Annotated in this window: 20 protein-coding genes and 1 pseudogene; 11 read left to right on the top strand and 10 right to left on the bottom strand. The window is 57.9% G+C overall.

Annotated features, from left to right (window positions below):
- Positions 1 to 87 precede the first annotated feature (87 nt).
- The 4 genes from HMPREF9371_RS06485 to HMPREF9371_RS13440 all read left to right on the top strand — a co-directional run bounded on the left by HMPREF9371_RS06485 (position 88) and on the right by HMPREF9371_RS13440 (position 5,859).
- Positions 88 to 1,611, top strand: coding sequence for a class I SAM-dependent DNA methyltransferase (locus HMPREF9371_RS06485; RefSeq protein ID WP_009119201.1), 1,524 nt, complete (start codon positions 88 to 90; stop codon positions 1,609 to 1,611).
- Positions 1,611 to 3,107, top strand: coding sequence for a restriction endonuclease subunit S (locus tag HMPREF9371_RS06480; protein ID WP_009119200.1), 1,497 nt, complete (start codon positions 1,611 to 1,613; stop codon positions 3,105 to 3,107). The genes HMPREF9371_RS06485 and HMPREF9371_RS06480 overlap by 1 nt, the downstream gene beginning before the upstream one ends.
- Positions 3,104 to 5,506: an EcoAI/FtnUII family type I restriction enzme subunit R gene (hsdR, locus tag HMPREF9371_RS06475; RefSeq protein WP_009119199.1), complete on the top strand. Its 2,403-nt coding sequence runs from the start codon at positions 3,104 to 3,106 to the stop codon at positions 5,504 to 5,506. Before HMPREF9371_RS06480 ends, hsdR begins: the two co-directional genes overlap by 4 nt.
- A 167-nt stretch (positions 5,507 to 5,673) precedes the next feature.
- Positions 5,674 to 5,859: an ATP-dependent exonuclease gene (locus HMPREF9371_RS13440; protein WP_083814025.1), complete on the top strand. Its 186-nt coding sequence runs from the start codon at positions 5,674 to 5,676 to the stop codon at positions 5,857 to 5,859.
- A 199-nt stretch (positions 5,860 to 6,058) separates the two neighbouring features.
- Here HMPREF9371_RS13440 and HMPREF9371_RS06470 read toward each other — a convergent pair whose 3' ends face one another.
- Positions 6,059 to 7,162: an endonuclease/exonuclease/phosphatase family protein gene (locus HMPREF9371_RS06470; RefSeq protein ID WP_009119197.1), complete on the bottom strand. Its 1,104-nt coding sequence runs from the start codon at positions 7,160 to 7,162 to the stop codon at positions 6,059 to 6,061.
- Between the two features lie 263 nt (positions 7,163 to 7,425).
- On the opposite strand from HMPREF9371_RS06470, the gene HMPREF9371_RS13895 reads away from it, so the two are divergent.
- The gene (locus HMPREF9371_RS13895; protein ID WP_009119196.1) at positions 7,426 to 7,572 is read left to right on the top strand and encodes a hypothetical protein; all 147 of its coding nucleotides are present in this window, start codon (positions 7,426 to 7,428) and stop codon (positions 7,570 to 7,572) included.
- A gap of 28 nt (positions 7,573 to 7,600) precedes the next feature.
- Here the strand turns inward: HMPREF9371_RS13895 and HMPREF9371_RS06465 are convergent, their stop codons facing one another.
- The 6 genes from HMPREF9371_RS06465 to HMPREF9371_RS06445 all read right to left on the bottom strand — a co-directional run bounded on the left by HMPREF9371_RS06465 (position 7,601) and on the right by HMPREF9371_RS06445 (position 10,894).
- The gene (locus HMPREF9371_RS06465; protein WP_009119195.1) at positions 7,601 to 8,518 is read right to left on the bottom strand and encodes a DUF58 domain-containing protein; all 918 of its coding nucleotides are present in this window, start codon (positions 8,516 to 8,518) and stop codon (positions 7,601 to 7,603) included.
- Positions 8,518 to 9,426, bottom strand: a complete 909-nt coding sequence (locus HMPREF9371_RS06460) for an AAA family ATPase (protein WP_009119194.1) — start codon at positions 9,424 to 9,426, stop codon at positions 8,518 to 8,520. The genes HMPREF9371_RS06465 and HMPREF9371_RS06460 overlap by 1 nt, the downstream gene beginning before the upstream one ends.
- Positions 9,423 to 9,596: a lipoprotein signal peptidase gene (locus HMPREF9371_RS13435; RefSeq protein ID WP_083813992.1), complete on the bottom strand. Its 174-nt coding sequence runs from the start codon at positions 9,594 to 9,596 to the stop codon at positions 9,423 to 9,425. Before HMPREF9371_RS13435 ends, HMPREF9371_RS06460 begins: the two co-directional genes overlap by 4 nt.
- Before the next feature lie 80 nt (positions 9,597 to 9,676).
- The gene (gene rbfA, locus HMPREF9371_RS06455) at positions 9,677 to 10,048 is read right to left on the bottom strand and encodes a 30S ribosome-binding factor RbfA (RefSeq protein WP_009119193.1); all 372 of its coding nucleotides are present in this window, start codon (positions 10,046 to 10,048) and stop codon (positions 9,677 to 9,679) included.
- 28 nt (positions 10,049 to 10,076) lie between these two features.
- Complete coding sequence (locus HMPREF9371_RS06450; RefSeq protein WP_009119192.1) at positions 10,077 to 10,532, bottom strand: hypothetical protein; 456 nt, start codon at positions 10,530 to 10,532, stop codon at positions 10,077 to 10,079.
- 29 nt (positions 10,533 to 10,561) lie between these two features.
- Entirely contained in the window at positions 10,562 to 10,894 is a 333-nt protein-coding gene (locus tag HMPREF9371_RS06445) for a hypothetical protein (RefSeq protein ID WP_009119191.1), read from the bottom strand.
- Between the two features lie 124 nt (positions 10,895 to 11,018).
- On the opposite strand from HMPREF9371_RS06445, the pseudogene HMPREF9371_RS13430 reads away from it, so the two are divergent.
- A pseudogene (locus tag HMPREF9371_RS13430) lies at positions 11,019 to 11,128 on the top strand (lipoprotein signal peptidase); the annotation flags it as partial.
- A gap of 23 nt (positions 11,129 to 11,151) precedes the next feature.
- Here HMPREF9371_RS13430 and infB read toward each other — a convergent pair.
- From infB to rimP, 3 genes are read right to left on the bottom strand one after another with little or no spacing between them, the layout of a single operon-like run.
- Entirely contained in the window at positions 11,152 to 13,935 is a 2,784-nt protein-coding gene (infB, locus tag HMPREF9371_RS06440; RefSeq protein WP_009119189.1) for a translation initiation factor IF-2, read from the bottom strand.
- A 12-nt stretch (positions 13,936 to 13,947) separates the two neighbouring features.
- Complete coding sequence (gene nusA, locus HMPREF9371_RS06435) at positions 13,948 to 15,444, bottom strand: transcription termination factor NusA (RefSeq protein ID WP_009119188.1); 1,497 nt, start codon at positions 15,442 to 15,444, stop codon at positions 13,948 to 13,950.
- Between the two features lie 28 nt (positions 15,445 to 15,472).
- Positions 15,473 to 15,904, bottom strand: a complete 432-nt coding sequence (gene rimP, locus HMPREF9371_RS06430) for a ribosome maturation factor RimP (protein WP_009119187.1) — start codon at positions 15,902 to 15,904, stop codon at positions 15,473 to 15,475.
- Between the two features lie 266 nt (positions 15,905 to 16,170).
- Between rimP and HMPREF9371_RS06425 the strand changes: the two genes are divergently transcribed.
- The 5 genes from HMPREF9371_RS06425 (at position 16,171) to HMPREF9371_RS13890 (ending at position 22,178) form a co-directional block, all read left to right on the top strand.
- Complete coding sequence (locus HMPREF9371_RS06425; RefSeq protein ID WP_040660297.1) at positions 16,171 to 17,328, top strand: alpha-hydroxy acid oxidase; 1,158 nt, start codon at positions 16,171 to 16,173, stop codon at positions 17,326 to 17,328.
- Between the two features lie 138 nt (positions 17,329 to 17,466).
- Positions 17,467 to 17,598 carry a lipoprotein signal peptidase gene (locus tag HMPREF9371_RS13425; RefSeq protein WP_083813991.1) on the top strand — a complete coding sequence of 44 codons (132 nt, stop codon included), beginning with the start codon at positions 17,467 to 17,469 and terminating at the stop codon, positions 17,596 to 17,598.
- A 44-nt stretch (positions 17,599 to 17,642) separates the two neighbouring features.
- Positions 17,643 to 19,535, top strand: a complete 1,893-nt coding sequence (speA, locus tag HMPREF9371_RS06420; RefSeq protein WP_009119185.1) for an arginine decarboxylase — start codon at positions 17,643 to 17,645, stop codon at positions 19,533 to 19,535.
- A gap of 377 nt (positions 19,536 to 19,912) precedes the next feature.
- On the top strand, positions 19,913 to 21,907 hold the full coding sequence (locus HMPREF9371_RS06415) for a TonB-dependent receptor domain-containing protein (protein WP_040660295.1): 1,995 nt from the start codon (positions 19,913 to 19,915) through the stop codon (positions 21,905 to 21,907).
- A 109-nt stretch (positions 21,908 to 22,016) separates the two neighbouring features.
- Complete coding sequence (locus tag HMPREF9371_RS13890) at positions 22,017 to 22,178, top strand: lipoprotein signal peptidase (protein ID WP_332247831.1); 162 nt, start codon at positions 22,017 to 22,019, stop codon at positions 22,176 to 22,178.
- Positions 22,179 to 22,294: the final 116 nt, after the last annotated feature.

Here is a 22,294-nt window from a genome sequence, read left to right as displayed (position 1 = left end):
CGGAGTCGGTTGCTTCTTCTTGATATTTTTGATATTTTCGTGTCAAAATATGCAAACGGAATTAAATTTCAATAAAAACAAATATTTATGATTCTAAACGCCTTCGTTAAATCCATTCAGAACATTATGCGCGGCGACGCGGGCATTAACGGCGATGCGCAGCGCATCGAGCAGATGACCTGGCTGCTTTTCCTCAAAATCTACAGCAACAAAGAACAAAACTGGGCGTTGATCGAAGACGGCTACCAATCCATCATTCCCGACAAGTACCAATGGGAAAACTGGGCAATCGACCGCAAAGACGGCCATGCGCTTACGGGCGACGCGCTGTTGCGTTTCGTCGATCAAGAATTAATCCCCGCACTGAAAAGCCTGCGCGTAACCGAACACACCCAACTTCGCCACCGCATCGTGCGCGATGTGTTTGAAGACGCCAAAAACTTCATGAAAAACGGCACGCTGTTGCGCCAACTGATTAACGAAATCGATGCCATCGACTTTGATAGCAGCAAAGAGCGCCATGCCTTTGGCGACATTTACGAAACCATCCTGAAAAGCCTGCAAAGCGCGGGCAATGCGGGCGAGTTTTACACCCCGCGTGCCGTTACCGACTTTATGGTGCAGATGATTGATCCCCAATTGGGCGAAAGCGTGGCCGACTTTGCCTGCGGCACCGGCGGCTTTTTGGTTTCCGCGCTCAACCGCTTGGAACCGCAAGTCAAAACTGTAGTAGACCGACAGACTCTCAACGCCGGCCTGTACGGCGTGGAGAAAAAACCGCTGCCGCACCTGTTGGCGATTACCAACCTGCTTTTGCACGACATCGACAGCCCGCAAATCCGCCACGGCAACGCACTGGAACACAACGTGCGCGACTACGGCGAGCGCGACCGCCACGACATCATCTTGATGAACCCGCCCTACGGCGGCGCCGAGCTGAACATCATCAAGCAGAACTTCCCCGCCGAACTGCGCTCCAGCGAAACCGCCGACCTCTTTATCGCGCTGGCTTTGTACCGCCTCAAAGCGGGCGGACGCGCCGCCATCATCATTCCCGACGGTTTTTTGTTCGGCAACGACGGCGCCAAAACCGCACTCAAAAACCGCCTGCTCACCGATTTCGACCTGCACACCATCGTCCGCCTGCCCAAAAGCGTGTTTGCGCCCTACACTAGCATTACCACCAATATCTTGTTTTTTAACAAACCTCGGGCGGGCGAAATGCCGTCTGAAAAACTTTGGTACTACCGCGTCGATATACCCGCCGACCGCAAAGCCTTTTCCAAAACCAAGCCCATGCAGCTTGCCCACTTTGCCGAGTGCATGGCGTGGTGGCACAAGCGCAGTGAAATCCAAGACCCCGACCGCGAAAGCTATCAAGCCCGCGCTTTTGACAAAGCCGAACTGCTCGCAGGCGGCTGCAATCTGGATGTGTGCGGCTACCCTAACGACGAAGCCGAAGTGCTCAGCCCCGCCGAGACCATCGCCCGCTACCACGCCGAACGCAGCCGATTAAACCGCGAAATCGACGCACGGTTGGCGAATATCCGCACGCTTATCGGGCTTTCAGACGGCCTTGACTTGGATGACTTGAATCAGGGGGGCGAATAATGCACACCCCGCAACTTTCCGACAACCTGCGCCGCGCCCTGTTGCAGGCCGCTATCGAGGGCAAACTCAGCGAACGCCAAGCCGACGACGGCCACGCACAGGATTTGCTCAAACAGATTCAAGCCGAAAAAGCCGCTTTGCTTAAAGCAGGTCGTCTGAAAAAAAGCAAAGGGCTACCTGAAATTGGTGAGGACGAAAAACCGTTTGCCATTCCGGAGAATTGGGTTTGGGTTAGGTTGGGGGAGATTACATTTAATCGTGGACAAAAAGCGCCCGATAAAGATTTTTCTTATATTGATATTGCGTCTATTGATAATACAAAGCAAAAAATGGGTTCAAAACTGGCGGTAGTGCCCGCAAAAGACGCGCCGTCCAGAGCAAGAAAGATAGTTTGCAAAGGCGATATTCTGTACGCCACAGTCCGCCCTTATCTTCTGAATATGTGCATTGTTGAACATGAAATTTCGCCTGAACCGATTGCCAGTACAGGATTTGCCGTTTTATGCACACCTTATCCGATATTAAACAAATATCTGTTTCGCGTTTTGATGTCGCCATTTTTTGACGGCTATGCAAACAGTTTGGAAAACGCAAAAGGCGTTGCATATCCGGCAATTAACGATAGTCGATTGATGAATGGATTAATTCCCCTCCCACCCCTAGCCGAACAAACCCGCATCGTTGCCAAGCTGGATGCGTTGCTGGCCGAAACCGACGCACTCAAAGCACAGGAAACCGCGTTGGCCGACGCGCAGAAAAATTTCCCCAAAATGCTGCGTGCTTCATTGTTGCAGGCGGCGATTGAAGGCAAACTCACCGAACGGGAAAGCGAAGACGGCCACGCCCAAGAGTTGCTCGAACAAATTCAAGCCGAAAAAGCCGCCCAAATTCAAGCAGGCCGTCTGAAAAAAAGCAAAGGGCTACCTGAAATCGGCGAAGACGAGAAACCGTTTGCCATTCCGAAAAATTGGGTTTGGGTTAGGTTGGGGGATTTGGCACAAATCTTAAATGGCGACAGAGGCAAGAATTACCCTGGAAAAAACTTTTGGATTGATAAAGGCAAGCCGTTTATCAATGCAGGTTCTTTGAATAATTCAGTATTGGATAATAATGGCTTTAATTACATTTCAGAAGAACGCTACTCACTATTGCGGGCAGGCTTTATTCAAAAAAACGATTTTCTTTATTGTCTCCGTGGTTCGTTAGGAAAATTTAGCTTAAACAGAGATTTTAATGAGGGTGTTATCGGGTCATCACTTTGTATTATCCGAACTATAAATGCAGGGCTTATTCCATTCATTTTTTATTATTTGCAAACAGATTTGGCTAGTGAGGGAATAAAGCAAGTTTCAAATGGAACGGCACAGCCTAATTTGTCCGCAGAAAATGTACGCAGTTTTCTATTTCCCCTCCCGCCCCTAGCCGAACAAGCCCGTATTGTCGCCAAGCTGGATGCGCTGCTGGCACAAATCGAACTCTTGGAGAACCTGTCATGAGCCGCAACCCCCTGCTCACCGAAGAAGACACCAAGCTGCGCCACATCACGCCCGCCATCGAAGCGGTGGGTTGGGCGAAAGAGCAAATATTGATGGAGTATTTCTTTACCGACGGGCGCGTTCAGGTGCACGGCAAAACCGTCCGTCGCGGCAAGCGCAAAAAAGCCGATTATCTGCTCACCGCGCCCAACCGCCGTCTGCCGCTGGCGATTGTCGAAGCCAAAAGCCGCGATAAAACGCTGGGCGACGGCATGCAGCAGGCCATCGAATATGCCGAGATTTTGGACATTCCCTTTGCCTATACCGGCAACGGCACGGGATTTTTGGAGCACGACCGCTTAACGGGCGTTGAGCGCGAATTGGCGCTGGACGAATTTCCAAGCTACGGCGAACTGTGGGCACGTTTTTCGGGTGAAAGCGGGCTTTCGGCTACCCAGCAGACGCTGTTGCAGTCGGATTATCATTTTGATACCGACAAGCAAACCACGCCGCGCTATTACCAGCGCATCGCCATCGACCGCACCGTGGCGGCCATTAGCGGCGGGCAAGAGCGGGTGCTGCTCGTGATGGCAACGGGTACGGGCAAAACCTACACCGCGTTTCAAATCATTTGGCGGCTGATGCAAAGCGGGCAGAAAAAGCGCGTGCTTTATCTTGCCGACCGCAGCATCTTGATCGACCAAACCATACAAAACGATTTTCGCCCGCTGAAAAACAAAATCACCAAAGTAGAACATAAAAAGCTCGACAGCTCGTATGAGGTGTATATGAGCCTGTATCAGCAGCTGGCGGGCGATGTGGGCGAAGAACCGTTCCGCCAGTTCAAGCCTGAATTTTTCGATTTGATCGTGGTGGACGAATGCCATCGCGGCAGCGCAAGAGACGAATCGCAATGGCGCAGGGTGCTGGATTATTTCAAGAGCGCAACCCATTTGGGGCTGACCGCCACGCCCAAAGTGAGCACGGAAGCGGACAATATTCACTATTTCGGCGAGCCGGTGTACACCTATTCGTTGAAACAGGGCATTGAAGACGGCTTTCTTGCGCCCTATAAAGTGATTCGTGTCGGCATCGATAAGGATTTGGAAGGCTGGCGGCCGCCTGCAGGCACCACCGACACCGACGGCGATTTGGTGGAAGACCGTGTGTATGAGCGCGAAGATTTCGACCGCCATTTGATTATCGACGAGCGCACCGCCGCCGTTGCCCGCCGCATTACCCGCTGGCTGGAAGAAAACGACCCCTTTGCCAAAACCATCGTCTTCTGCACCGACATCGACCATGCCGATCGGATGCGCCACGCTCTGATGAAAGAAAACCGCGAGCGGGTGAAAGAAAACCCCAAATACATCATGCGGATTACGGGCGACAACCCCGAGGGTAAAGCGCAGTTGGATAATTTTATCGACCCCAACGAGCGCTATCCCGCCGTAGTCACGACTTCCAAGCTGATGACCACGGGCGTGGACTGCAAAACCTGCAAACTGATTGTGCTGGACAACGAAATCAAATCGATGACCGAGTTCAAGCAAATCATCGGGCGCGGCACGCGGATTAACGATGCCTACGGCAAGCAATATTTCACCATCATGGATTTTCGCAACGTAACCAATCTGTTTGCCGACCCCGAGTTTGACGGCGAGCCGGTGTCGGTGATGGACGATAGCGGCGATGATGCGATTGTTCACGATGTACCCGACGGCGGAAGGCCGTCTGAAAACGGCGAAGAACAGGCGGACGGCGGCGAAACAGGCGACGGTTTTGTTCCGCCTGAAGACGAGCCGAAAAAGAAAAAAGTGCGCGTACGCGGCGTGGACGTTACCATTTTGAACGAGCGCGTGGAAATTCTCGATGAAAACGGCAGGCTGATCACCGAAAGCCTCACCGATTACAGCCGCCGCAATATCTTGAACCAATACGCCACGCTCGACGTATTCTTACAGGCGTGGAACGACGCAGAGAAAAAACAGGCGGTGCTGGACGCGCTGGAAGATGCGGGCTTGTCGGTGGAGATTTTGCAGGAAACCTATGGCAAAGCAGAGGGCATCGACCCTTTTGATTTAATCCTGAATATCGCCTACAACCGCCCCGCCATGACCCGAAAAGAACGCTCCCGCCGCTTGGAAAAAGACGGCTTTTTGCAGGCATACAGCGAAGAATGCCGCGCTGTGTTGAGCGCACTCTTGGACAAATACATGAACGAAGGCATCAGCCTCGAACAAACCGCCATTTTGCAAAACGCCCCGTTCAGCGACATCGGCACGCCCATGAAGATTGTTTCGCTGTTCGGCGGCAAGCGCGAATACGAGCGCGCGATAAGGGAAGTGCAGCGGCATCTGTATCACATTCCGCCTAATTTGCTGTATCAACGCGGCACAGGGGCGCGGTTGGGAAGGTAGCGTTGGAGATAAAGAGACTGCTGGGGAGGACATGGGCATGATATGCCGAAAAAAGCTAAGCCCTATTTACCACCGTTGTTTTGTTGGAATGGCGGGAAATGACTGTGATTCTGTGCCAAGAGACGGAGCGGACTGACAAGGGGTTGCAGCCGAACCTATTCAGGCATATGAGACCTTTGCAAAACCCCCATCTGCGGCGCATTTCTGCGTTGTGCGCTGCTCGCTCACTTGCCTATCTATTTGATATATCTGTCCCACGGGGATTCCTGACGTTCACGTTCGCTGCGCTGCTACGCCTTGAACTGCATCCACATCTGAGGGTTTTGCAAAGGTCTCATATCGGCATTTTTTAGGCGGTGTTGTGCTGCGGACATTCGGTGTTCAATGGATTTCGGGCTACCTGAAAAGGGTTTCAGGTAGCCCGAAGTGTTTGCTCCGGTCTCGGGCCGTCGGCATGGGTCTGGCGTAGCGGTTTTTTGAGACTAAATTTCCGCTGTGCACCGGCGGCTTCTGCTGCGGAAAACGCCGCACGAGAAGATGGCAAACCGCTTCTTAGCGGCGGTATTTCACCCGCTCCCGCTCGTGTATCGGCTCGGCGGCTTCGATTTTTTCGTTGGCTTGTTCGTGGTCTGCGGCGTCGGCTTCCGGCTCGGGCTGCACGGCTTCGGCGGGCGGGTGGTATTGGAATTTGCCGTACACGGGGAAGTGGTCGGAGCCGATGTGTGGCAGCACTTTGAGATCGGATACCAGAAAGTCGTTGCTGTGGAAAATGTGGTCGAGCGGCCAGCGCAACAGCCGCCAGTTGGCGTGGAAGGTGTTGTAGAGGCCGCGGCCCACGCGCGGGTCGAGCAGGCCGCTGATGCGTTGGAACAGGCGTGAGGTGTCGGACCAGGCCACGTCGTTGAGGTCGCCGAAAACCAGGCAGCTGTGTTGTTGGCGGGCGATTTCTTTGCCCACCAGGAGCAGTTCGCCGTCGCGTTCGGTGGAGGTGTCGCTTTCGGTGGGGCTGGGCGGCATGGGGTGCAGGCAGTAGATGTGCACCCATTCGCCGCTGCGCAGCTGCACTTCGGCCTGAATCGAGGGAATGTCGTCGCGCACGCGGTAGAGCACTTGGGCGTTGCGCAGCGGCAGGCGGCTGTAGAGGTGCATGCCGTAGAGGTTGTCGAGCGGGATTTTGACCTGCCAGCCGTAGGCTGTTTCCAGCGGGGCGAGTTGTTGTTCCCACCAATGGTCGGTTTCCAGCGTGAGGACGATGTCGGGGTGGTGCGCTTCGATGAGCCGCAGCAGTTTGCCGGCTTGGCGGTTGGGGGTGAGGACGTTGCTGGTGAGGATGCTGATGGTGCGCTCGTTGTCCGGGCCGGTGTAGGCGAGTACGGTGGGGCGGCGCAGGCGGGTGTAGGCGCTGATTTGCCAAAACTGCCACAGGGCGCAGAGAAGGTTGAGCGCGGCCACGGCGGCAAACCAAAGCTGGCCGGGCGGGGCGGCCAGATAGGCGGCGCCGATGGCGGCCAGATTGAGCACGGCGATTTGCAGGCGCGGAAAGTCGAATACCCGCATGATCCAGTGGTCATGCGTGAGCAGGGAGAGGAAGGTGGCGGCGGCGGGCAGGCTCAGGACGGCCAGCAGCAGGCTGTGTTGCCAAGATAGATCCGGCATGTCGGTATGGGGCGGAGGGGGGATGGGAAAACGAAGTGTAGCAGAATTGTTAAGGCGGCGGACAGTGTGGCCGGTGCAGAATGGGCGGGGATGTGCTTTCAGGTAGCCTGAGACCTTGGCAAAAGCCCCGTATGCGGCACATTTCTGCGTGGTGCCTTGATGTCTTGGGGTCATGCACGCCCGCTGTGCAGCTAGGCCTCGATTGGCATCCGCACCTGGGCTTTGCAAAGATTTCGGCTTTGGCGGGCAAAAGGCTGAGACCTTTGCAAAACCCCCATCTGCGGCGCATTTCTGCGTTGTGCGCTGCTCACTCGCTTGCCTATCTATATGATATGTCTTCGCTCGCTGCGCTGCTACGCCTTGAACTGCATCCACATCTGGAGGTTTTGCAAAGGTCTCAGGCTACCTGAATGCGGTGCGGGGCCGGGTGCGGATAAATCAGAGTAGGGCCAGAGCGGCCAAGCATTTTTCCCGCTGGCCGTGTTGCGGGGGAATGGTTTGGGTGGGCAGCACCAAGGTATAGGGCCTTCCGTGGCGGTGGGCTTCGAGTATGCGGTGGCAAAGCAGGCCGGCCAAACGGTCGGCTGAGGTGGCGGCCGGGTAGTCGGCGTGGCTGATGAGATCGGTTGCGGCGGAGAAAACAGGCTCTTCAAAGTGTTTGTCGAGCAGGCGGCCGCTTTTGGCAAACTGTTTCCACGCCACTTGCTGCAACGGGCGGCCGGGTTGGTGTTCGAGCAGGTAGGCGAGGTCTTCGCGGCCGCCGGGGCGGGCGCGACGCTCACCGCTGTCGTCGGGGAGATGGCCGGGCGGCGGGGTGTGCGGCAGAGGAGCGGGATAGACCAAGCCTTCGTCGGGCCAGTGCCAAACGCATTCGACGCGGCTGATGCCGAAGGGGAACACGCTACTGCAGTGCAGCGGCGGCAATTGCAGCCGCCCGCGCCGTTTGGCCAGTATCGGCCAGGCGAAGGGGCGGCTGTGTCGGGCGCTGAATTCGGCCCGATGGCTGTTGTGCTCGGCCGTCTGGCTGTCGTCCTCGGGCACGACGGTAAACCAGAGCAGGCGGTGGCGTTGGGCGCTGCTGCCGGCGGGATGGAGCAGCACTTCGGCGGTTTGGCCTTGGAACACTTCGGCCGGCGGGGTAATGTCCAAACGCAGGCCGAGCAGTTGCAGGCAGTTGAGCAGCACGCCGACGAGCAGGAAACCGGCCAGCCAGAACGCCACCACATAGGCGAGGTTGACTTGGTAGTTGAGGCCGACTGTCCACAGCAACACCACCATCACGGCCAGACCAAGGCCGAGGCGGGTGGGGCGCACGGTGAGGTCGCGCAGGCGCGGACTGTGTTGGGGCGCCGCCATCAGGCCACGGCTACCTGAAGCAGCATGTCCTCCAGCAGGCGGGAGACGGGCTGCGCTTGCAGGGCTTGTAGGCGGTGGCCGGCCACCGGCACCCACACGGCTTTGATGTCTTCGGGCAAAACGTGGTCGCGTCCGTGCAGAAAGGCCCAGGCTTTGGCCGCGGCCACCACGGCCAAGCCGGCGCGCGGGCTGAGGCCGGTCACGAAACGGCCGGGCTGGCGGGTGGCGGCCACCAGGCGGTACACATAGTCGGCGGCCTGCTGGGAGCAGGTGGTCTGGGCGGCTTGCGCCTGCCATTGCAACAGCGTGGCGGGGTCGGCCACGGCCTTCAGTGCGGGCAGCATCTGGCGGCGGTCGCCTTGAAAATACAGCCTGCGTTCGGCTTCGGCCACCGGATAGCCCAGTGACAGGCGCATCATGAAGCGATCAAGCTGGGATTCGGGCAGGGGGAAGGTGCCGAGCTGTTCCACCGGGTTTTGGGTGGCGATCACCAGAAAAGGTTGCGGCAGGCGGTAGGTTTTGCCGTCCACCGACACCTGCTTTTCTTCCATCGCCTCCAGCAGGGCAGACTGCATTTTCGGCGAGGCGCGGTTGATTTCGTCGGCGAGCAGGAAGTGCTGGAAAATCGGACCGGGGTGGAATTTGAAGCGGCCGTCGGCGGGCTGGAATACGTTTACGCCCAAGAGGTCGGCCGGCAGCATATCGTTGGTGAATTGGACGCGGCGGTAGCCCAGGCCGAGTACGCCGGCCAAGCCGTGGGCCAGCGTGGTTTTGCCCACGCCGGGCACGTCTTCGAGCAGCACGTGGCTGCCGGCCAGAATGCAGGCCAGTATCTGGCGCAGGATGGGCTCTTTGCCGAGAATCAGTTGGTTGAGTTGGGCAAGGGCGTTTTGCAGGGCGGGATTCATGATGTGTTTTGAGAAGGGTGAGGGCTACCTGAAAAAGGAAGAACAGGCTGAGACCTTTGTAAAACCCCCAGATGTGGATGCAGTTCAAGGCGTAGCAGCGCAGTGAGTGCAGACATATCATGAAGATAGGCAAGCGAGCGAGCAGCGCACAACGCAGAAATGCGCCGCAGATGGGGGTTTTACAAAGGTCTCAGGCTTTCAGGTAGCCGGTATGCTGGGAAAACACCGCCTTGGGGGGCGGTGTGCGGGCTCAATCTTCTACCGGCTTTTCGGCGGCCACCTGTTCGATGAGGTGGGAGAGGCTCATGCCGCGTTCGAGCGATTCGTCGTATTTGAAATGCAGCTCGGGGGTTTTGAAGAGTTTGATGCGCTTGGAAAGCTCGCTGCGCAAATAGCCTTTGGCGTGCTCCAGGGCTTCGGCGGTGACTTCGCGGGTGGCGTCGTCGAGCACGGTGTAGTAGATGGTGGCGTGGCTGTAGTCGCGGGTAACGGCCACTTCGTTGATGGTGATGAAACCGGCGCGCGGGTCTTTGAGGCCGGTGCGGGTGAGCTCGGCCAGCTCGCGCATGATTTGTTCTTGCACGCGGTCTTGCCGCGCGTATCCTTTGTTTGCTTTAGCCATGATTGCCTTTGAATAAAATGTTTTGGGGTCAGGTGTTGCCGTCGGCGGCATAGATTTGGGCCAGCAACATTTCCACGGCCTGCATTTGGGCCAGCAGTTCGCGGCTGGCGTCGTCTTCCTGGGCCAGAAACTTTTGGCGGTCCAGATGCAGGGCGCCGATGGCGGCGATGCACTGCTGCATCTCTTGGAAGCGTTCGTGACGGCGGATGATGTCGCGGTTGTCTTCGTCGTCGGCCAACAGGCGGATGTGCACCGGCTTGGCTTTGATTCGGTCGATGACGCCGCTGCAGTTGAACGACATGGTGGGGGTGTGGAAGCGGTTGTCGGCGTTGTCGAACTCCACCACAATGGAATTGCCGAACAGGAATTTGACGGTGGCAGGCTCGATGAAGTGCTCGGGGTAAATTTCCTGGCCGTCTTGCGCCAGGTTTTCCACCAAGCAGGTGTCGCCTTCTTTCAGTTGGGAAATGAACACGTGGGGCATGGGATGCTTTCAAGCCTGGCGGCAGCCTTTTATTTCAACTGGTTGGTGCGGCTGATTAAGGCGTCCATCAGGGCGTCGTATTGCTGGCGGCGGCTCTGCAGGCGGATGGCGTCGAACTCGGCCAGCTTGCCTGCAAAATCGCGGCTTTTGAAATAGGGTTTTAAGTCGAGGGATTTTTCCAAAAAACGGATGATGTTCATGTCGTTTTCCCGGTCGACCGGGTGTACCGGCATGCGTTCGGTGAGCACGAAGTTGTCGGGCAGGATCAGGGTCGCCACCAAGAGGGGCGTTGCGTTTTCGCGTTGACGGATTTCGCGCACCAAGGTAAAGGTTTCTAAGGTGTAGGTTTGTTTGTTGCTCATGTCGTCGCCCCTAGAGAAAACGGCATTGCCGGCTGACCGGCGGGTGTGTGCTCGGGCAAATGCTGCCCCGGCGGTGCAGGAAGGCTACCTGAAAGGCGGGGGGCTTTTCAGGTAACCGAGACCTTTGCAAAACCCCCATCTGCGGCGCATTTCTGCGTTGTACGCTGCTCGCTCGCTGCGCTGCTACGCCTTGAACTGCATCCACATCTGAGGGTTTTGCAAAGGTCTCAGCCTGAGGTACGGCACGGGGTGGTGCGTTACAGGGAACGGGCCACTTCGACGATGTCGAACACTTCCAGCACGTCGCCTTCCATGATGTCGTTGTGGTTTTTCAGCATCAGGCCGCACTCGAAGCCCATGCGCACTTCTTTGACGTCGTCTTTGAAGCGTTTGAGCGATTCGAGCTCGCCGGTGTGGATGACCACGTTGTTGCGGATGAGGCGGACTTTGGAGTCGCGTTTGACCACGCCGTCGGTCACCATACAGCCGGCGATATTGCCCACTTTGGATACGGTGATGACTTGGCGGATTTCCACGGTGCCGGTCTGCTGTTCTTTCTGCTCAGGCGCCAGCATGCCGCTCATGGCCGCTTTCACGTCGTCGATGGCATCGTAAATGATGTTGTAGTAGCGGATTTCCACGTCTTCGCTTTCGGCCAGCTTGCGTGCGGAGCCGTCGGCACGGACGTTAAAGCCGATGATAAACGCGCCGGAGGCAATCGCCAAGTTGACGTCGCTCTCGGTGATGCCGCCCACGCCGCTGTGCAGCACATTGACTTTCACCTCGTCGGTGGACAGTTTTTGCAGGCTGCCGGCCAACGCTTCGTAAGAGCCTTGTACGTCGGCCTTGATGATGACCGACAGATTTTGCGCCTGGCCTTCGCCCATATTGTTGAACATGTTTTCCAGCTTGGCGGCCTGCTGTTTGGCCAAACGCACGTCGCGGTATTTGCCTTGGCGGAACAGGGCGATTTCGCGGGCTTTTTTCTCGTCGGCCAACACCATGGCGTCTTCGCCGGCGTTGGGCACGTCGGAGAGGCCGAGAATCTCCACCGGAATGGAAGGGCCGGCTTCGTTAATCGGTTTGCCGTTTTCGTCCATCATGGCGCGCACTTTACCGAAGGCGGTGCCGGCCAAGAGCATGTCGCCTTTTTTCAGCGTACCGCTCTGTACCAGCAAGGTGGCCACGGCGCCGCGGCCTTTGTCCAAACGGGCTTCGACGATGATGCCTTTGGCCGGGGCTTCCACGGGCGCTTGCAGCTCCAGCACTTCGGCTTCCAGCAGCACGGCTTCCAGCAGGGCGTCGATGTTGATGCCTTGCTTGGCGGACACATCCACAAATTGGGTGGTGCCGCCCCAGGCATCGGGAATCACTTCGTGCTGGGTCAGCTCTTGGCGGATGCGTTCCGGATTGGCGGTGTCTTTGTCGATTTTGTTGACCGCCACCACAATCGGCACGCCGGCCGCTTTGGCATGGGCGATGGCTTCGATGGTTTGCGGCATCACGCCGTCGTCGGCGGCCACCACCAAAATCACGATGTCGGTGGCTTGTGCGCCGCGGGCACGCATGGCGGTAAACGCTTCGTGGCCGGGAGTGTCGAGGAAAGTGACCACGCCGCGCGGGGTTTCCACGTGGTAGGCGCCGATGTGCTGGGTAATGCCGCCGGCTTCGCCCTGCACCACTTTGGCGCGGCGGATGTAGTCGAGCAGCGAGGTTTTACCGTGGTCAACGTGGCCCATCACGGTGACCACCGGCGGACGCGGCAGCAACTCGGCTTCGGTGTGTTCTGCACCGTCTTCCAAGAAGGCTTCCGGATCGTCGGCGGCCGCGGGTTTGCCGATGTGGCCCATTTCCTCCACCACAATCAGGGCGGTTTCTTGGTCCAGCGATTGGTTGATGGTGACCATCATGCCCATCTTCATCAGGGTTTTCACCACTTCCACGCCTTTTACCGCCATTTTGTGGGCCAGGTCGGCCACGGTAATGGTTTCCGGCACCAAGACTTCGTGCACCACCGGTTCGGTCGGCGCTTGGAAGGCGTGTTGGTTGGGCTCCAGCTTGAGCTTTTTGCCTTTTTTGCCGCCGCGTACGCGGTCGTCGTCACGGCTGCTGCGGTTGTCTTTGCCGCCTTTGCCTTTGGCGGCTTTGCCGCGCGGCAAGTCGTCATCGCGTTGTGAACGGCGTTCGTCTTTTTTCGGTTTGCCGGCGGCCGCAGTGCCGGTGGAAGCGGAGAGCGGCGCTTTTTCCGTGGGTTTGGCGCTGCGTTGTTCGGCCTGCTTTTGCTCTTTGGCCGCTTTGGCTTCCTGCTGTGCCTGCAACTTGGCCGCTTCGCGGCGGGCCTGGCGCTCTTGGCGTTCTTGTTTTTCGCGCAACAACGCTTCCTGATGCGCACGCAAGGCTTCGGCACGGCGGGCTTCTTCGTCGCGGGCGGCCTGTTCGGCGGCGCTGACCACTTCTACCGGCTGCGGCACCGCAGCCGGTGCTTTTTCTTTTTTGCTGCGGCGCGGCTTCGCTTGGCCGGCATCCGCCGCTGCGGCGGGTTCGGCGGGCGCAGTATCGGCAGCCACCGGGTCGGCTGGGCTCGGGGCTTCGCTTGCGCTTGACTCGGCCGCGGCCGCCTGAGCAGCGGCTTCGGCCGCTTGGGCGGCTGCCTGTTCGGCAGCTTGTGCCGCCGCTTCCGCCTCGGCTTGCGCCTGCGCTTCTGCCTGAGCCGCCGCCTGAGCCGCCGCTTCGGCTTCTGCTTTGGCTACCTGAAGGCCGGCGTCTTCTTGCGGAATCACCACGCGGCGGCGGCGGCGGGTTTCCACGGCCACACCGCCTACGGTGCTGCGTTCTTTTTTGGTGCGGCTGACGCTGATGGGCGCGTTGTCGTCGCTGTCGTGGCGTTGGCGCAGATAGGCCAGCAGCTGCTGTTTGTCTTCGGGGGTGACGGTGTCGGCGCCGCTTTGTTTATTGACTCCGGCCGCCTGCAATTGTTCCAGCAGGGTGGGAACGGACTTTTTCAGTTCGGCCGCAAATTGTTGTACGGTGTTGTGACTCATGCGTGCCTCCTTTTATTGTTGTTCTTCGTTAAACCAATGTTCGCGCGCGGTCATGATCACGGCTTTGGCTTCTTCGTCGCTGACGCCGGTGATTTCGATCAGTTCGTCAACCGAGAGCTCGGCCAAATCGTCGCGGGTGGTGATGCCGGCCTGGGCCAGATCGCGCAGCATGTCCTGATCCACGCCCGCCAGCGTTTTCAGGTCTTCGGCCACGTCTTCGAGTTTTTCTTCCGACATAATGGCCAAGGTGAGGATGGCGTCGCGGGCGCGGTTGCGCATGGCTTCCACCGTGGCTTCGTCGAAGCCGATTTCCACCAGTTCGGCGGCCGGTACATAAGCCACTTCCTCCAAGGCGGCGAAGCCTTCCTGCACCAGCAAATCGGCGGTCTCTTCGTCCACGTTCAGGTGTTGCACGAACAGGGCGCGCAGCTCGGCGTCTTCGGCTTCGTGGCGCTCTTCGGCTTCTTCAACCGTCATGATGTTGAGCTGCCAGCCGGTGAGGTCGGCAGCCAAGCGGACGTTTTGGCCGCCGCGGCCGATGGCCAGCGCCAATTGGTCTTCGGCCACAATCACATCTACCGAGTGGTTGTCTTCGTCAATCAGGATGCGGCTCACTTCGGCGGGCGAGAGGGCGTTGATGACGAATTGGGCGGTTTCGGGCGACCAAAGCACCACGTCCACGCGTTCGCCGCCCAATTCGTTGGTCACGGCGTTGACGCGCGAACCGCGCACGCCGATGCAGGTGCCTTGCGGATCAATGCGCGCGTCGTTGGATTTGACGGCGATTTTGGCGCGGTGGCCGGGATCGCGGGCGGCTTCTTTGATTTCCAGCAGGCCGTCTTCGATTTCCGGCACTTCCTGTTCGAACAGTTTCACCAGGAACTCGCGCGAGGTACGGCTGAGGATGACTTGTTTGCGGCCGCTGGCGCCTTGTTCGTCCACGCGCAAAAACAGGGCGCGGATGCGGTCGCCGCTGCGGAAGTTTTCGCGGGGGATGCATTGGTCGCGCGGAATCAGGGCGTCCAAACGGCCGAGCTCGACGATGATACCGTGGCGTTCCACCCGTTTCACGGTGCCCAGTACGATGTCTTCGCGGCGGGACAAAAAGTCTTCCAGAATCTGTTCGCGTTCGGCATCGCGGATGCGTTGCAGAATGATTTGTTTGGCGGTTTGGGCGGCTTGGCGGCCGAATTCCACGTTTTCCAGCTGCTCCTCGTGGTAATCGCCGATTTGCAGCGTGGTGTCGGGAATTTCCTCCTGGATTTCTTCGATGGTTTTTTGGGTGTCGGGGTAGGTGTAATCCTCGTCGGCCACAATCAGCCAGCGGCGGAAGGTGCTGTATTCTCCGGTGTGGCGGTCGATTTCCACCCGCACGTCCATGTGTTCGCGGTCGGCTTTCTTTTTGGCGGCCACAGACAGCGCGAATTCCAGGGCTTCAAAAACCACTTCGGTGTCTACGTTTTTCTCGCTGGCCAAGGCTTCGGCCAGTTGCAACATTTCGCGGCTCATTGGAATGAACTCTCCTGATGGGTTATTTTTAAAATTTGAATTCCGGTTTCAGGCGGGCGCGGTCGATGTCGGCCAGCCGGATGGCAATGTTTTTGCCCTCGCAGTGGAGGGTGACGGTGTCGTCGGTGCAGCCTTCGATGCGGCCGATGAAGTTTTTCTGGCCTTCTATCGGCAGGCGGGTTTTTACTTTGGCCAGGCTACCTGAAAAGCGCACGAAGTCGGCGGCTTTTTTCAGCGGGCGGTCCAGGCCGGGGCTGGAGATTTCCAAGCGCTTGTAATCCACGTCTTCCACCATGAATACGCGGCTGAGGTGGTTGCTGACGGTGGCGCAGTCTTCTACGGTGATGCCGCCTGTTTTGTCGATAAACACGCGCAAATCGCCTTGGGCGGTGAGTTCGAAGTCCACCAATTCGTAGCCCAAGCCGGGCAGGGTGGTGTCGAGAATGCTCTGGATGTCCATTTTGCTCCGTCGAAAACAAAAAAATGGCCGCGGGGCCATTTCTCATTTACGGTTAAATAACTGAAAAACGGCGTGATTCTAACGCATCCGAAAAAAGATGGCAAATGCGGCGTGTTTGTGCCTGCCTGGCGGCGGCCGATATTGATTGATTTATCTAATGCACAAACCGCCGTTTTATCGGCATAATACGCACACTTTACACAAGACCAAGCAGGCGCAAAGCATTGCGCCGTTTCGATTATCACAGAAAATACAGAGTGTTGCCCATGAAGCCCGATTTAAGCAAGATGACCTGCATTGCGGATTTGCAGCGCGTTGCCCGCCGCAAAGTGCCGAAAATGTTTTACGACTATGCCGACACCGGTTCTTGGACCGAGGCCACTTACCGTGCCAACAGCGATGATTTCAAAGATATTCTGTTCCGTCAGAAAGTGTTGGTGGACATGGAGGGCCGCAGCCTGGCCACCAAGATGATCGGGCAGGACGTGAAAATGCCGGTGGCCTTGGCGCCGGTGGGGCTGACCGGTATGCAGCACGCCGACGGCGAAATCCTTGCTGCGCGGGCGGCGGCCAAATTCGGTGTGCCGTTTACCTTGTCCACCATGAGCATCTGCTCCATCGAAGACGTGGCCAGCAACAGCCCCGATCCTTTCTGGTTCCAGCTGTATGTGATGCGCGACCGCGATTTCATGAGCAACCTGATCCGCCGCGCCAAAGAGGCCAAGTGTTCCGCCTTGGTGCTGACGGCGGATTTGCAAGTGTTGGGCCAGCGCCACAAAGACATCAAAAACGGCATGTCCGCGCCGCCGAAACCCACCATCCGCAATCTCATCAATTTGGCCACCAAGCCCGAATGGTGCTTGGGTATGCTCAACACCGAGCGCCGCACCTTCCGCAACATCGCCGGCCACGCCAAGGGCGTGAGCGATTTGAGCTCGCTGTCGTCTTGGACCGCCGAACAATTCGATCCCAGTTTGAGCTGGGACGATGTGGCACGCATCAAAGACGAATGGGGCGGCAAACTCATCATCAAGGGCATCATGGAGCCGGAAGATGCCGAAGCCGCAGTGAAGAGCGGCGCCGATGCGATTGTGGTGTCCAACCACGGCGGCCGCCAGTTGGACGGCGCACCTTCTTCCATCCGCGCCCTGCCCGATGTGGTGAGCGCGGTGGGTTCCGATATCGAGGTGTGGCTGGACAGCGGCATCCGCAGCGGTCAAGACATTCTGCGCGCTTGGGCGCTGGGTGCGCGCGGCGTGATGGTGGGCCGTGCCTATATTTACGGCCTGGGCGCCTACGGCGAGGCTGGCGTGACCCGCGCCCTGGAAATCCTGTATAAAGAAATGGACATCACCATGGCCTTCACCGGCCATCGCAATATTCACGATGTCACCAGCGACATTTTGGTTAAAGGCACTTACTGACCGTGTGCCTGATGCCATCCGGGCTACCTGAACAGCCAAGCGGCGTATCCGCAGGGCTTTCAGGTAGCCTTCTTTACGCGCCGCCGGCAAAGCGGCGGCCAACCACACAATAAAGCTGAGACCTTTGCAACACCCCATCTGCGGCGCATTTCTGTGTTGTGCGCTGCTCGCTCGCTTGCCTATCTGTATGATATGTCTGCGTTCGCTGCGCTGCTACGCCTTGAACTGCATCCACATCTGAGGGTTTTGCAAAGGTCTCAGGCTACCTGAAAGCGGTTGGCCTGTATCACCAACATTAGAGAGAGGAACCGAACATGACTTGGAACATCAGCGACAGCGCCGCCTTGTACGGCATCAAACACTGGGGCGGCGGCTATTTCTTTATCGGCGAAAACGGCGAAGTAACGGTACGGCCGAAGCCGGAGGCCGGCACCGAAATCGGCCTGCACCGGCTGGTGTCGGAATTGCAGGCGCGCGGACAGGATTTGCCCATGCTGTTCCGCTTCCCCGATATTCTGCAAGACCGCGTGCTGCAGCTGTGCGCTGCGTTTAACGAATCGGTGGAGAAGCTCGATTACCAAGGCCGCTACACCGCCATTTACCCGATTAAGGTGAATCAGCAGGAAAGCGTGGTCAAAAACATCATCGTCCCCAAAAGCGAAGCGGTGTCGATCGGCTTGGAGGCCGGCAGCAAACCCGAATTGATGATTGTGCTGGCCTTTGCGCCCAAAGGCGGCGTGATTGTGTGCAACGGCTACAAAGACCGAGAGTTCATCCGCCTGGCCCTGATGGGGCAGCGGCTGGGTCACGAAGTGTTCATCGTGATCGAAAAAGAAGCCGAAGTGGACTTGGTGATTGAAGAATCGGCCAAACTCGGCGTGCGCGCCAACATCGGCCTGCGCGTGCGCCTGTCTTCGCTGGCTTCCAGCAAATGGGCGGACACCGGCGGCGAAAAAGGCAAGTTCGGCCTGTCGGCGGCGCAGATTATCTCGGCGGCGGAAAAACTGAAGGCCGCCGGTTTGGGCGACTGCGTGCGCCTGATGCACTTCCACATGGGCTCGCAGATTTCCAATATTGCCGACTACCGCCTCGGTTTTAAAGAAGCGGTGCGCTATTTCGGCGAACTGCGCGCTTTGGGGCTGCCCTTGGATTATGTCGATGTCGGCGGCGGCTTGGGGGTGGACTACGACGGCACCCATTCGCGCAATGCCAGTTCCATCAACTACGACATCGGCGAATATTCCCACACCATCGTCTCGATGCTGGGTGAATTCTGCGATGCCCACGGCCTGCCGCACCCGCATATTTTCAGCGAGAGCGGCCGCGCACTCACCGCCCACCATGCCGTGCTGGTGATGAATGTGACCGATGTGGAAACCCTGCCCGACCAGATTCCCGCCGTTGCCGACCCCGAAGCTTTGAGCTTCCCCGCCCGCAAACTGCTGGAAATTCTGCAAGGCGATACCGACAGCGAAATGGTGACGGAAACCTATTACCGCATTTCGCATTATCTGGCCGATGTGAACGAATACTACTTGGAAGGCAAAGTCGGCCTGCAGGAAAAAGCCCTGGCCGAACAGCTGTATGCCGTGCTGTGCCGTCGTTTGCGCCAGCAGCTGCAAGGCGGCGGCCGCAGCCAGCGGCAGGTGTACGACGATTTGACCGACAAACTGGCTGATAAATATTTCTGCAATTTCAGCGTGTTCCAAAGCCTGCCCGACACTTGGGCCATCGGTCAAGTGTTGCCCATTATGCCGATTCACCGCCTGAACGAGCGGCCCACCCGCCGCGCCGTGCTGCAGGATTTAACCTGCGACTCAGACGGCAAGGTCGGCCAGTATGTGGACCGCCAAAGCATCGAGTCCAGCATGGCTGTGCATGTGCCGGCCGCGGGCGAGCCTTATGTTTTGGGCGTGTTTATGGTGGGCGCGTATCAGGAAATCTTGGGCGATATGCACAATCTGTTCGGCGACACCGATTCGGTGAATGTGTATGTGCAAGAGGACGGCAGCGTGGCCTTCGGCGGCATCGAGATTCATGACACGGTGGAAGATATGCTGCGCTACGTGCATTTGCAGCCGCAGGAAGTGATCAACCGTTTCGAGGAAAAAATCCGCTGGGCCAAGCTGCCGGCCGAACAGCGCGACACCTACGCCGCTGCTTTCTGCCGTGCTTTAAAACAGAGCTCTTATTTGAGCGCGGAGTAAGCCCCGAGGGCTTGCCCCAAGAATATCCGAGCTTGGCCGATGGCCGGCATCCCGCGTCTGCGGCTTGTTACGTGCGAACTTGTATCCCGTCGCCGTTGCCAAGCCGCAGACGCGATTTTTGTTGCGGTATCGGCGCTCAGGCTACCTGAACAGTGTTGGCGCAAAGCTGTTGCTTAATCGGTGGAAGGCGGGCCTAAGCGGGAGCAGGGGCAGCGGCCGTCCGATCATGTTGTGGCGCAGAACAGACAGATTGCGGGACATTATGTAAATAAATAGAAATAAAATACAGAATCAATTACATTTGCCCGCCATTAATAATGGTTTTCGTTATTAATTTTGACTTATTTTTAAAATCCAATTGATTTCAAAGGTTATTTATGATTTCCCGTCCCCGATGCTTGCGTTTGAGCATATTGAGTTTGTCGTTGTTGTGCGGCTTTGCCCATGCCGACACCCAAGCGGCTGCCGATTCCGCCGAGTTGGAAACGATTGAAGTAACCGGTGCCAAGAGCCTGACCACCGGCAACTATAAAAACATTGCCGAGCGCAATGTGGCCAGCATCCGCGACGTCTTGGCCGACCGCGCCGACATCAATGTGGGCGGCGGCAGCCTGTCGGCACAATATCTGAGCATCCGCGCCGCCGGCCAAAACAAAATCGACCTAGTGGTGGACGGCACGGCTACGGCCACCCAGGCTTGGTACCACCAAGGCCGCTTCCAATTGGATCCGGCCATGATTAAGGTAATCGGCGTGGAAAAAGGCGCGGGTTCGGCCAGCGCCGGTATCGGCGCCACCAGCGGTGCCGTGCGTGCCCGCACGGTGGAAGCGGCCGACTTTTTGAAAGAAGGCCAAAACTTCGGTGTGCGGGTGGGCGCCGAAATCAACAGCAATAAAGGCGGCAGCGGCAATCTGGCGGTGTACGGCAGCAGCCACGGTTTCGACGGCCTCCTGATGGGCAGCTGGCTGAACGACCGCAATTACCGCGCCGGCAGCGGTTATACCGACACCAAAACCCGATCGTCCGAAGCCAACAATACCGCCCGCAAGCAAGGCAACTACTTGGCCAAAGTGGGCTACCGTTTTAACGACGACCACAAAATCGGCCTCAGCTACCGGCACGAGCGCTATTACGGCGTGGGCGCGGACCGGCTGGAATTTGTGATGGACGACCGTACCGGCCCCACCGAATCGCTGCAAAAAACCACCAACCTGAGCTACGAAGGCCGCAATCTCGGCTTTATCCGCGACGTGGAGGCCAATCTTTACCACCTGAAAATCGAAGACAACCGCAATGCTTGGGCCACCATTAACAGGAGCACGGTGGATCTCGGCGGCGGCCGCCATTCCGAAGCGCTGACCACCGGCGGCAATGTCAATTTCACCAGCGAGCTGCCGGGCAGCCATCTGTTGAAATACGGCGTCAATCTGCGCAACGAGAAAACCAACAGCCAAGACAAGCGCAGCGGCTATGTGGACGGCGAGCGCAAGCGCGAATACGGCCTGTATGTGGAAGGCATCTGGTCTTTGTCGCCGGTAACGCTGACCACCGGCCTGCGTTACGACCACTTCGATCTCACCACCACAGGCAATCCCGTGGGTTCGGGTAACCGCGAGGCGGCCGACGGCCAATTGAATCCCAGTTTGGGGCTGACTTGGGACATCAACCCCAATTGGGCTTTCAACGCCAAGCTTAATTACGCCGCCCGCAGCCCGCAGCTGGCTTCGGCCAACACCCTTACCGACACCCGGGGCAGTGCCGCTGCCGCACGCGGTTTGCGCACGGTAGACCCCAACCTGAAGCTGGAGCGTGCCCGCTTGGCCGAAATCGGCCTGCATTGGCATAATAACCACTTCTCCGTGAAAGGCAGTGTGTTCCAACAGACTGTGTACAACCACTACAGCAGCCTCAACGACAAGCGGGTTCACAACCGAGGCACCCTCCGCACCACCGGCTACGAATTGGACGCTTCCTACCGCTGGAACAATCTGACCGCGCGTTTGGCCATGGCTTATGCCAAGCCCGAAGCCGATTTTGTGATTGCCAACGATCCTTTGGATATCGTGCCGCAGGGGCGTAAATGGGTAACCGGTCTCTCCTACACCTTCCCGCAGGCCAATCTGGAAATCGGCTGGCGCGGCCGCTTTACCCAAAGCAAGGACTACACGGCCGACAATGTGCAGCGACACCGTGCCGGCTACGGCGTGCATGATGTGTATCTGAACTGGAAGCCTTTGACCGACATGAATGTGAATTTCGCCGTCAACAACATCGGCAATAAGCTGTATTACAGCCACAGCCAACGTGTTGCGCCTAACGCACCGCCTTCACGCGGCCGCGAAGTGCGCTTGGGCGTGAACTACCGCTTCTAAGCCTAACCGCTTGAGCAGCAGCAAAAAGGCAGACTCGCGGTCTGCCTTTTTCGTGCCCGCATGGCGGGCATCAAACTTGTTATCCGCTTGGTGAAACATGCTGAGACCTTTGCAAAACCCCCATCTGCGGCGCATTTCTGCGTTGTGCGCTGCTCACTCGCTTGCCTATCTATATGATATGTCTTCGCTCGCTGTGCTGCTACGCCTTGAACTGCATCCACATCTGGGGGTTTTGCAAAGGTCTCATGCTGCGGGCTACCTGAAAACCTGAACCCTTGGCCGCGCAGACTGTGGTGTCTGTTTTCAGGTAGCCCGAATCATGGCGCAAGCCGTGACGAAGAAGAGCGGCCGCCCCGCCGTAAGGGCGGGCATCTTGAAAGGTGCGAT

Origin of the sequence: Neisseria shayeganii 871 (assembly GCF_000226875.1) — a bacterium.
Taxonomy (GTDB): domain Bacteria; phylum Pseudomonadota; class Gammaproteobacteria; order Burkholderiales; family Neisseriaceae; genus Eikenella; species Eikenella shayeganii.
The sequence above is the reverse complement of the archived record's forward strand: the minus strand, read 5'-3'. Positions and strand labels throughout refer to the sequence as shown.

Bases quoted from the DNA above. Each gene is read 5' to 3' on its own strand.
- rimP (WP_009119187.1), bottom strand. From the start codon at position 15,904: ATGGACATCCAGAGCATTCTCGACACCACCCTGCCCGGCTTGGGCTAC.
- HMPREF9371_RS06425 (WP_040660297.1), top strand. From the start codon at position 16,171: ATGAAGCCCGATTTAAGCAAGATGACCTGCATTGCGGATTTGCAGCGC.
- HMPREF9371_RS06415 (WP_040660295.1), top strand. From the start codon at position 19,913: ATGATTTCCCGTCCCCGATGCTTGCGTTTGAGCATATTGAGTTTGTCG.
- HMPREF9371_RS06450 (WP_009119192.1), bottom strand. From the start codon at position 10,532: ATGCCCCACGTGTTCATTTCCCAACTGAAAGAAGGCGACACCTGCTTG.
- HMPREF9371_RS06485 (WP_009119201.1), top strand. From the start codon at position 88: ATGATTCTAAACGCCTTCGTTAAATCCATTCAGAACATTATGCGCGGC.
- infB (WP_009119189.1), bottom strand. From the start codon at position 13,935: ATGAGTCACAACACCGTACAACAATTTGCGGCCGAACTGAAAAAGTCC.
- speA (WP_009119185.1), top strand. From the start codon at position 17,643: ATGACTTGGAACATCAGCGACAGCGCCGCCTTGTACGGCATCAAACAC.
- HMPREF9371_RS06480 (WP_009119200.1), top strand. From the start codon at position 1,611: ATGCACACCCCGCAACTTTCCGACAACCTGCGCCGCGCCCTGTTGCAG.
- HMPREF9371_RS06445 (WP_009119191.1), bottom strand. From the start codon at position 10,894: ATGAGCAACAAACAAACCTACACCTTAGAAACCTTTACCTTGGTGCGC.
- HMPREF9371_RS06460 (WP_009119194.1), bottom strand. From the start codon at position 9,426: ATGAATCCCGCCCTGCAAAACGCCCTTGCCCAACTCAACCAACTGATT.
- HMPREF9371_RS13440 (WP_083814025.1), top strand. From the start codon at position 5,674: ATGAGACCTTTGCAAAACCCCCATCTGCGGCGCATTTCTGCGTTGTGC.
- HMPREF9371_RS06470 (WP_009119197.1), bottom strand. From the start codon at position 7,162: ATGCCGGATCTATCTTGGCAACACAGCCTGCTGCTGGCCGTCCTGAGC.
- rbfA (WP_009119193.1), bottom strand. From the start codon at position 10,048: ATGGCTAAAGCAAACAAAGGATACGCGCGGCAAGACCGCGTGCAAGAA.
- HMPREF9371_RS06465 (WP_009119195.1), bottom strand. From the start codon at position 8,518: ATGGCGGCGCCCCAACACAGTCCGCGCCTGCGCGACCTCACCGTGCGC.
- nusA (WP_009119188.1), bottom strand. From the start codon at position 15,444: ATGAGCCGCGAAATGTTGCAACTGGCCGAAGCCTTGGCCAGCGAGAAA.
- hsdR (WP_009119199.1), top strand. From the start codon at position 3,104: ATGAGCCGCAACCCCCTGCTCACCGAAGAAGACACCAAGCTGCGCCAC.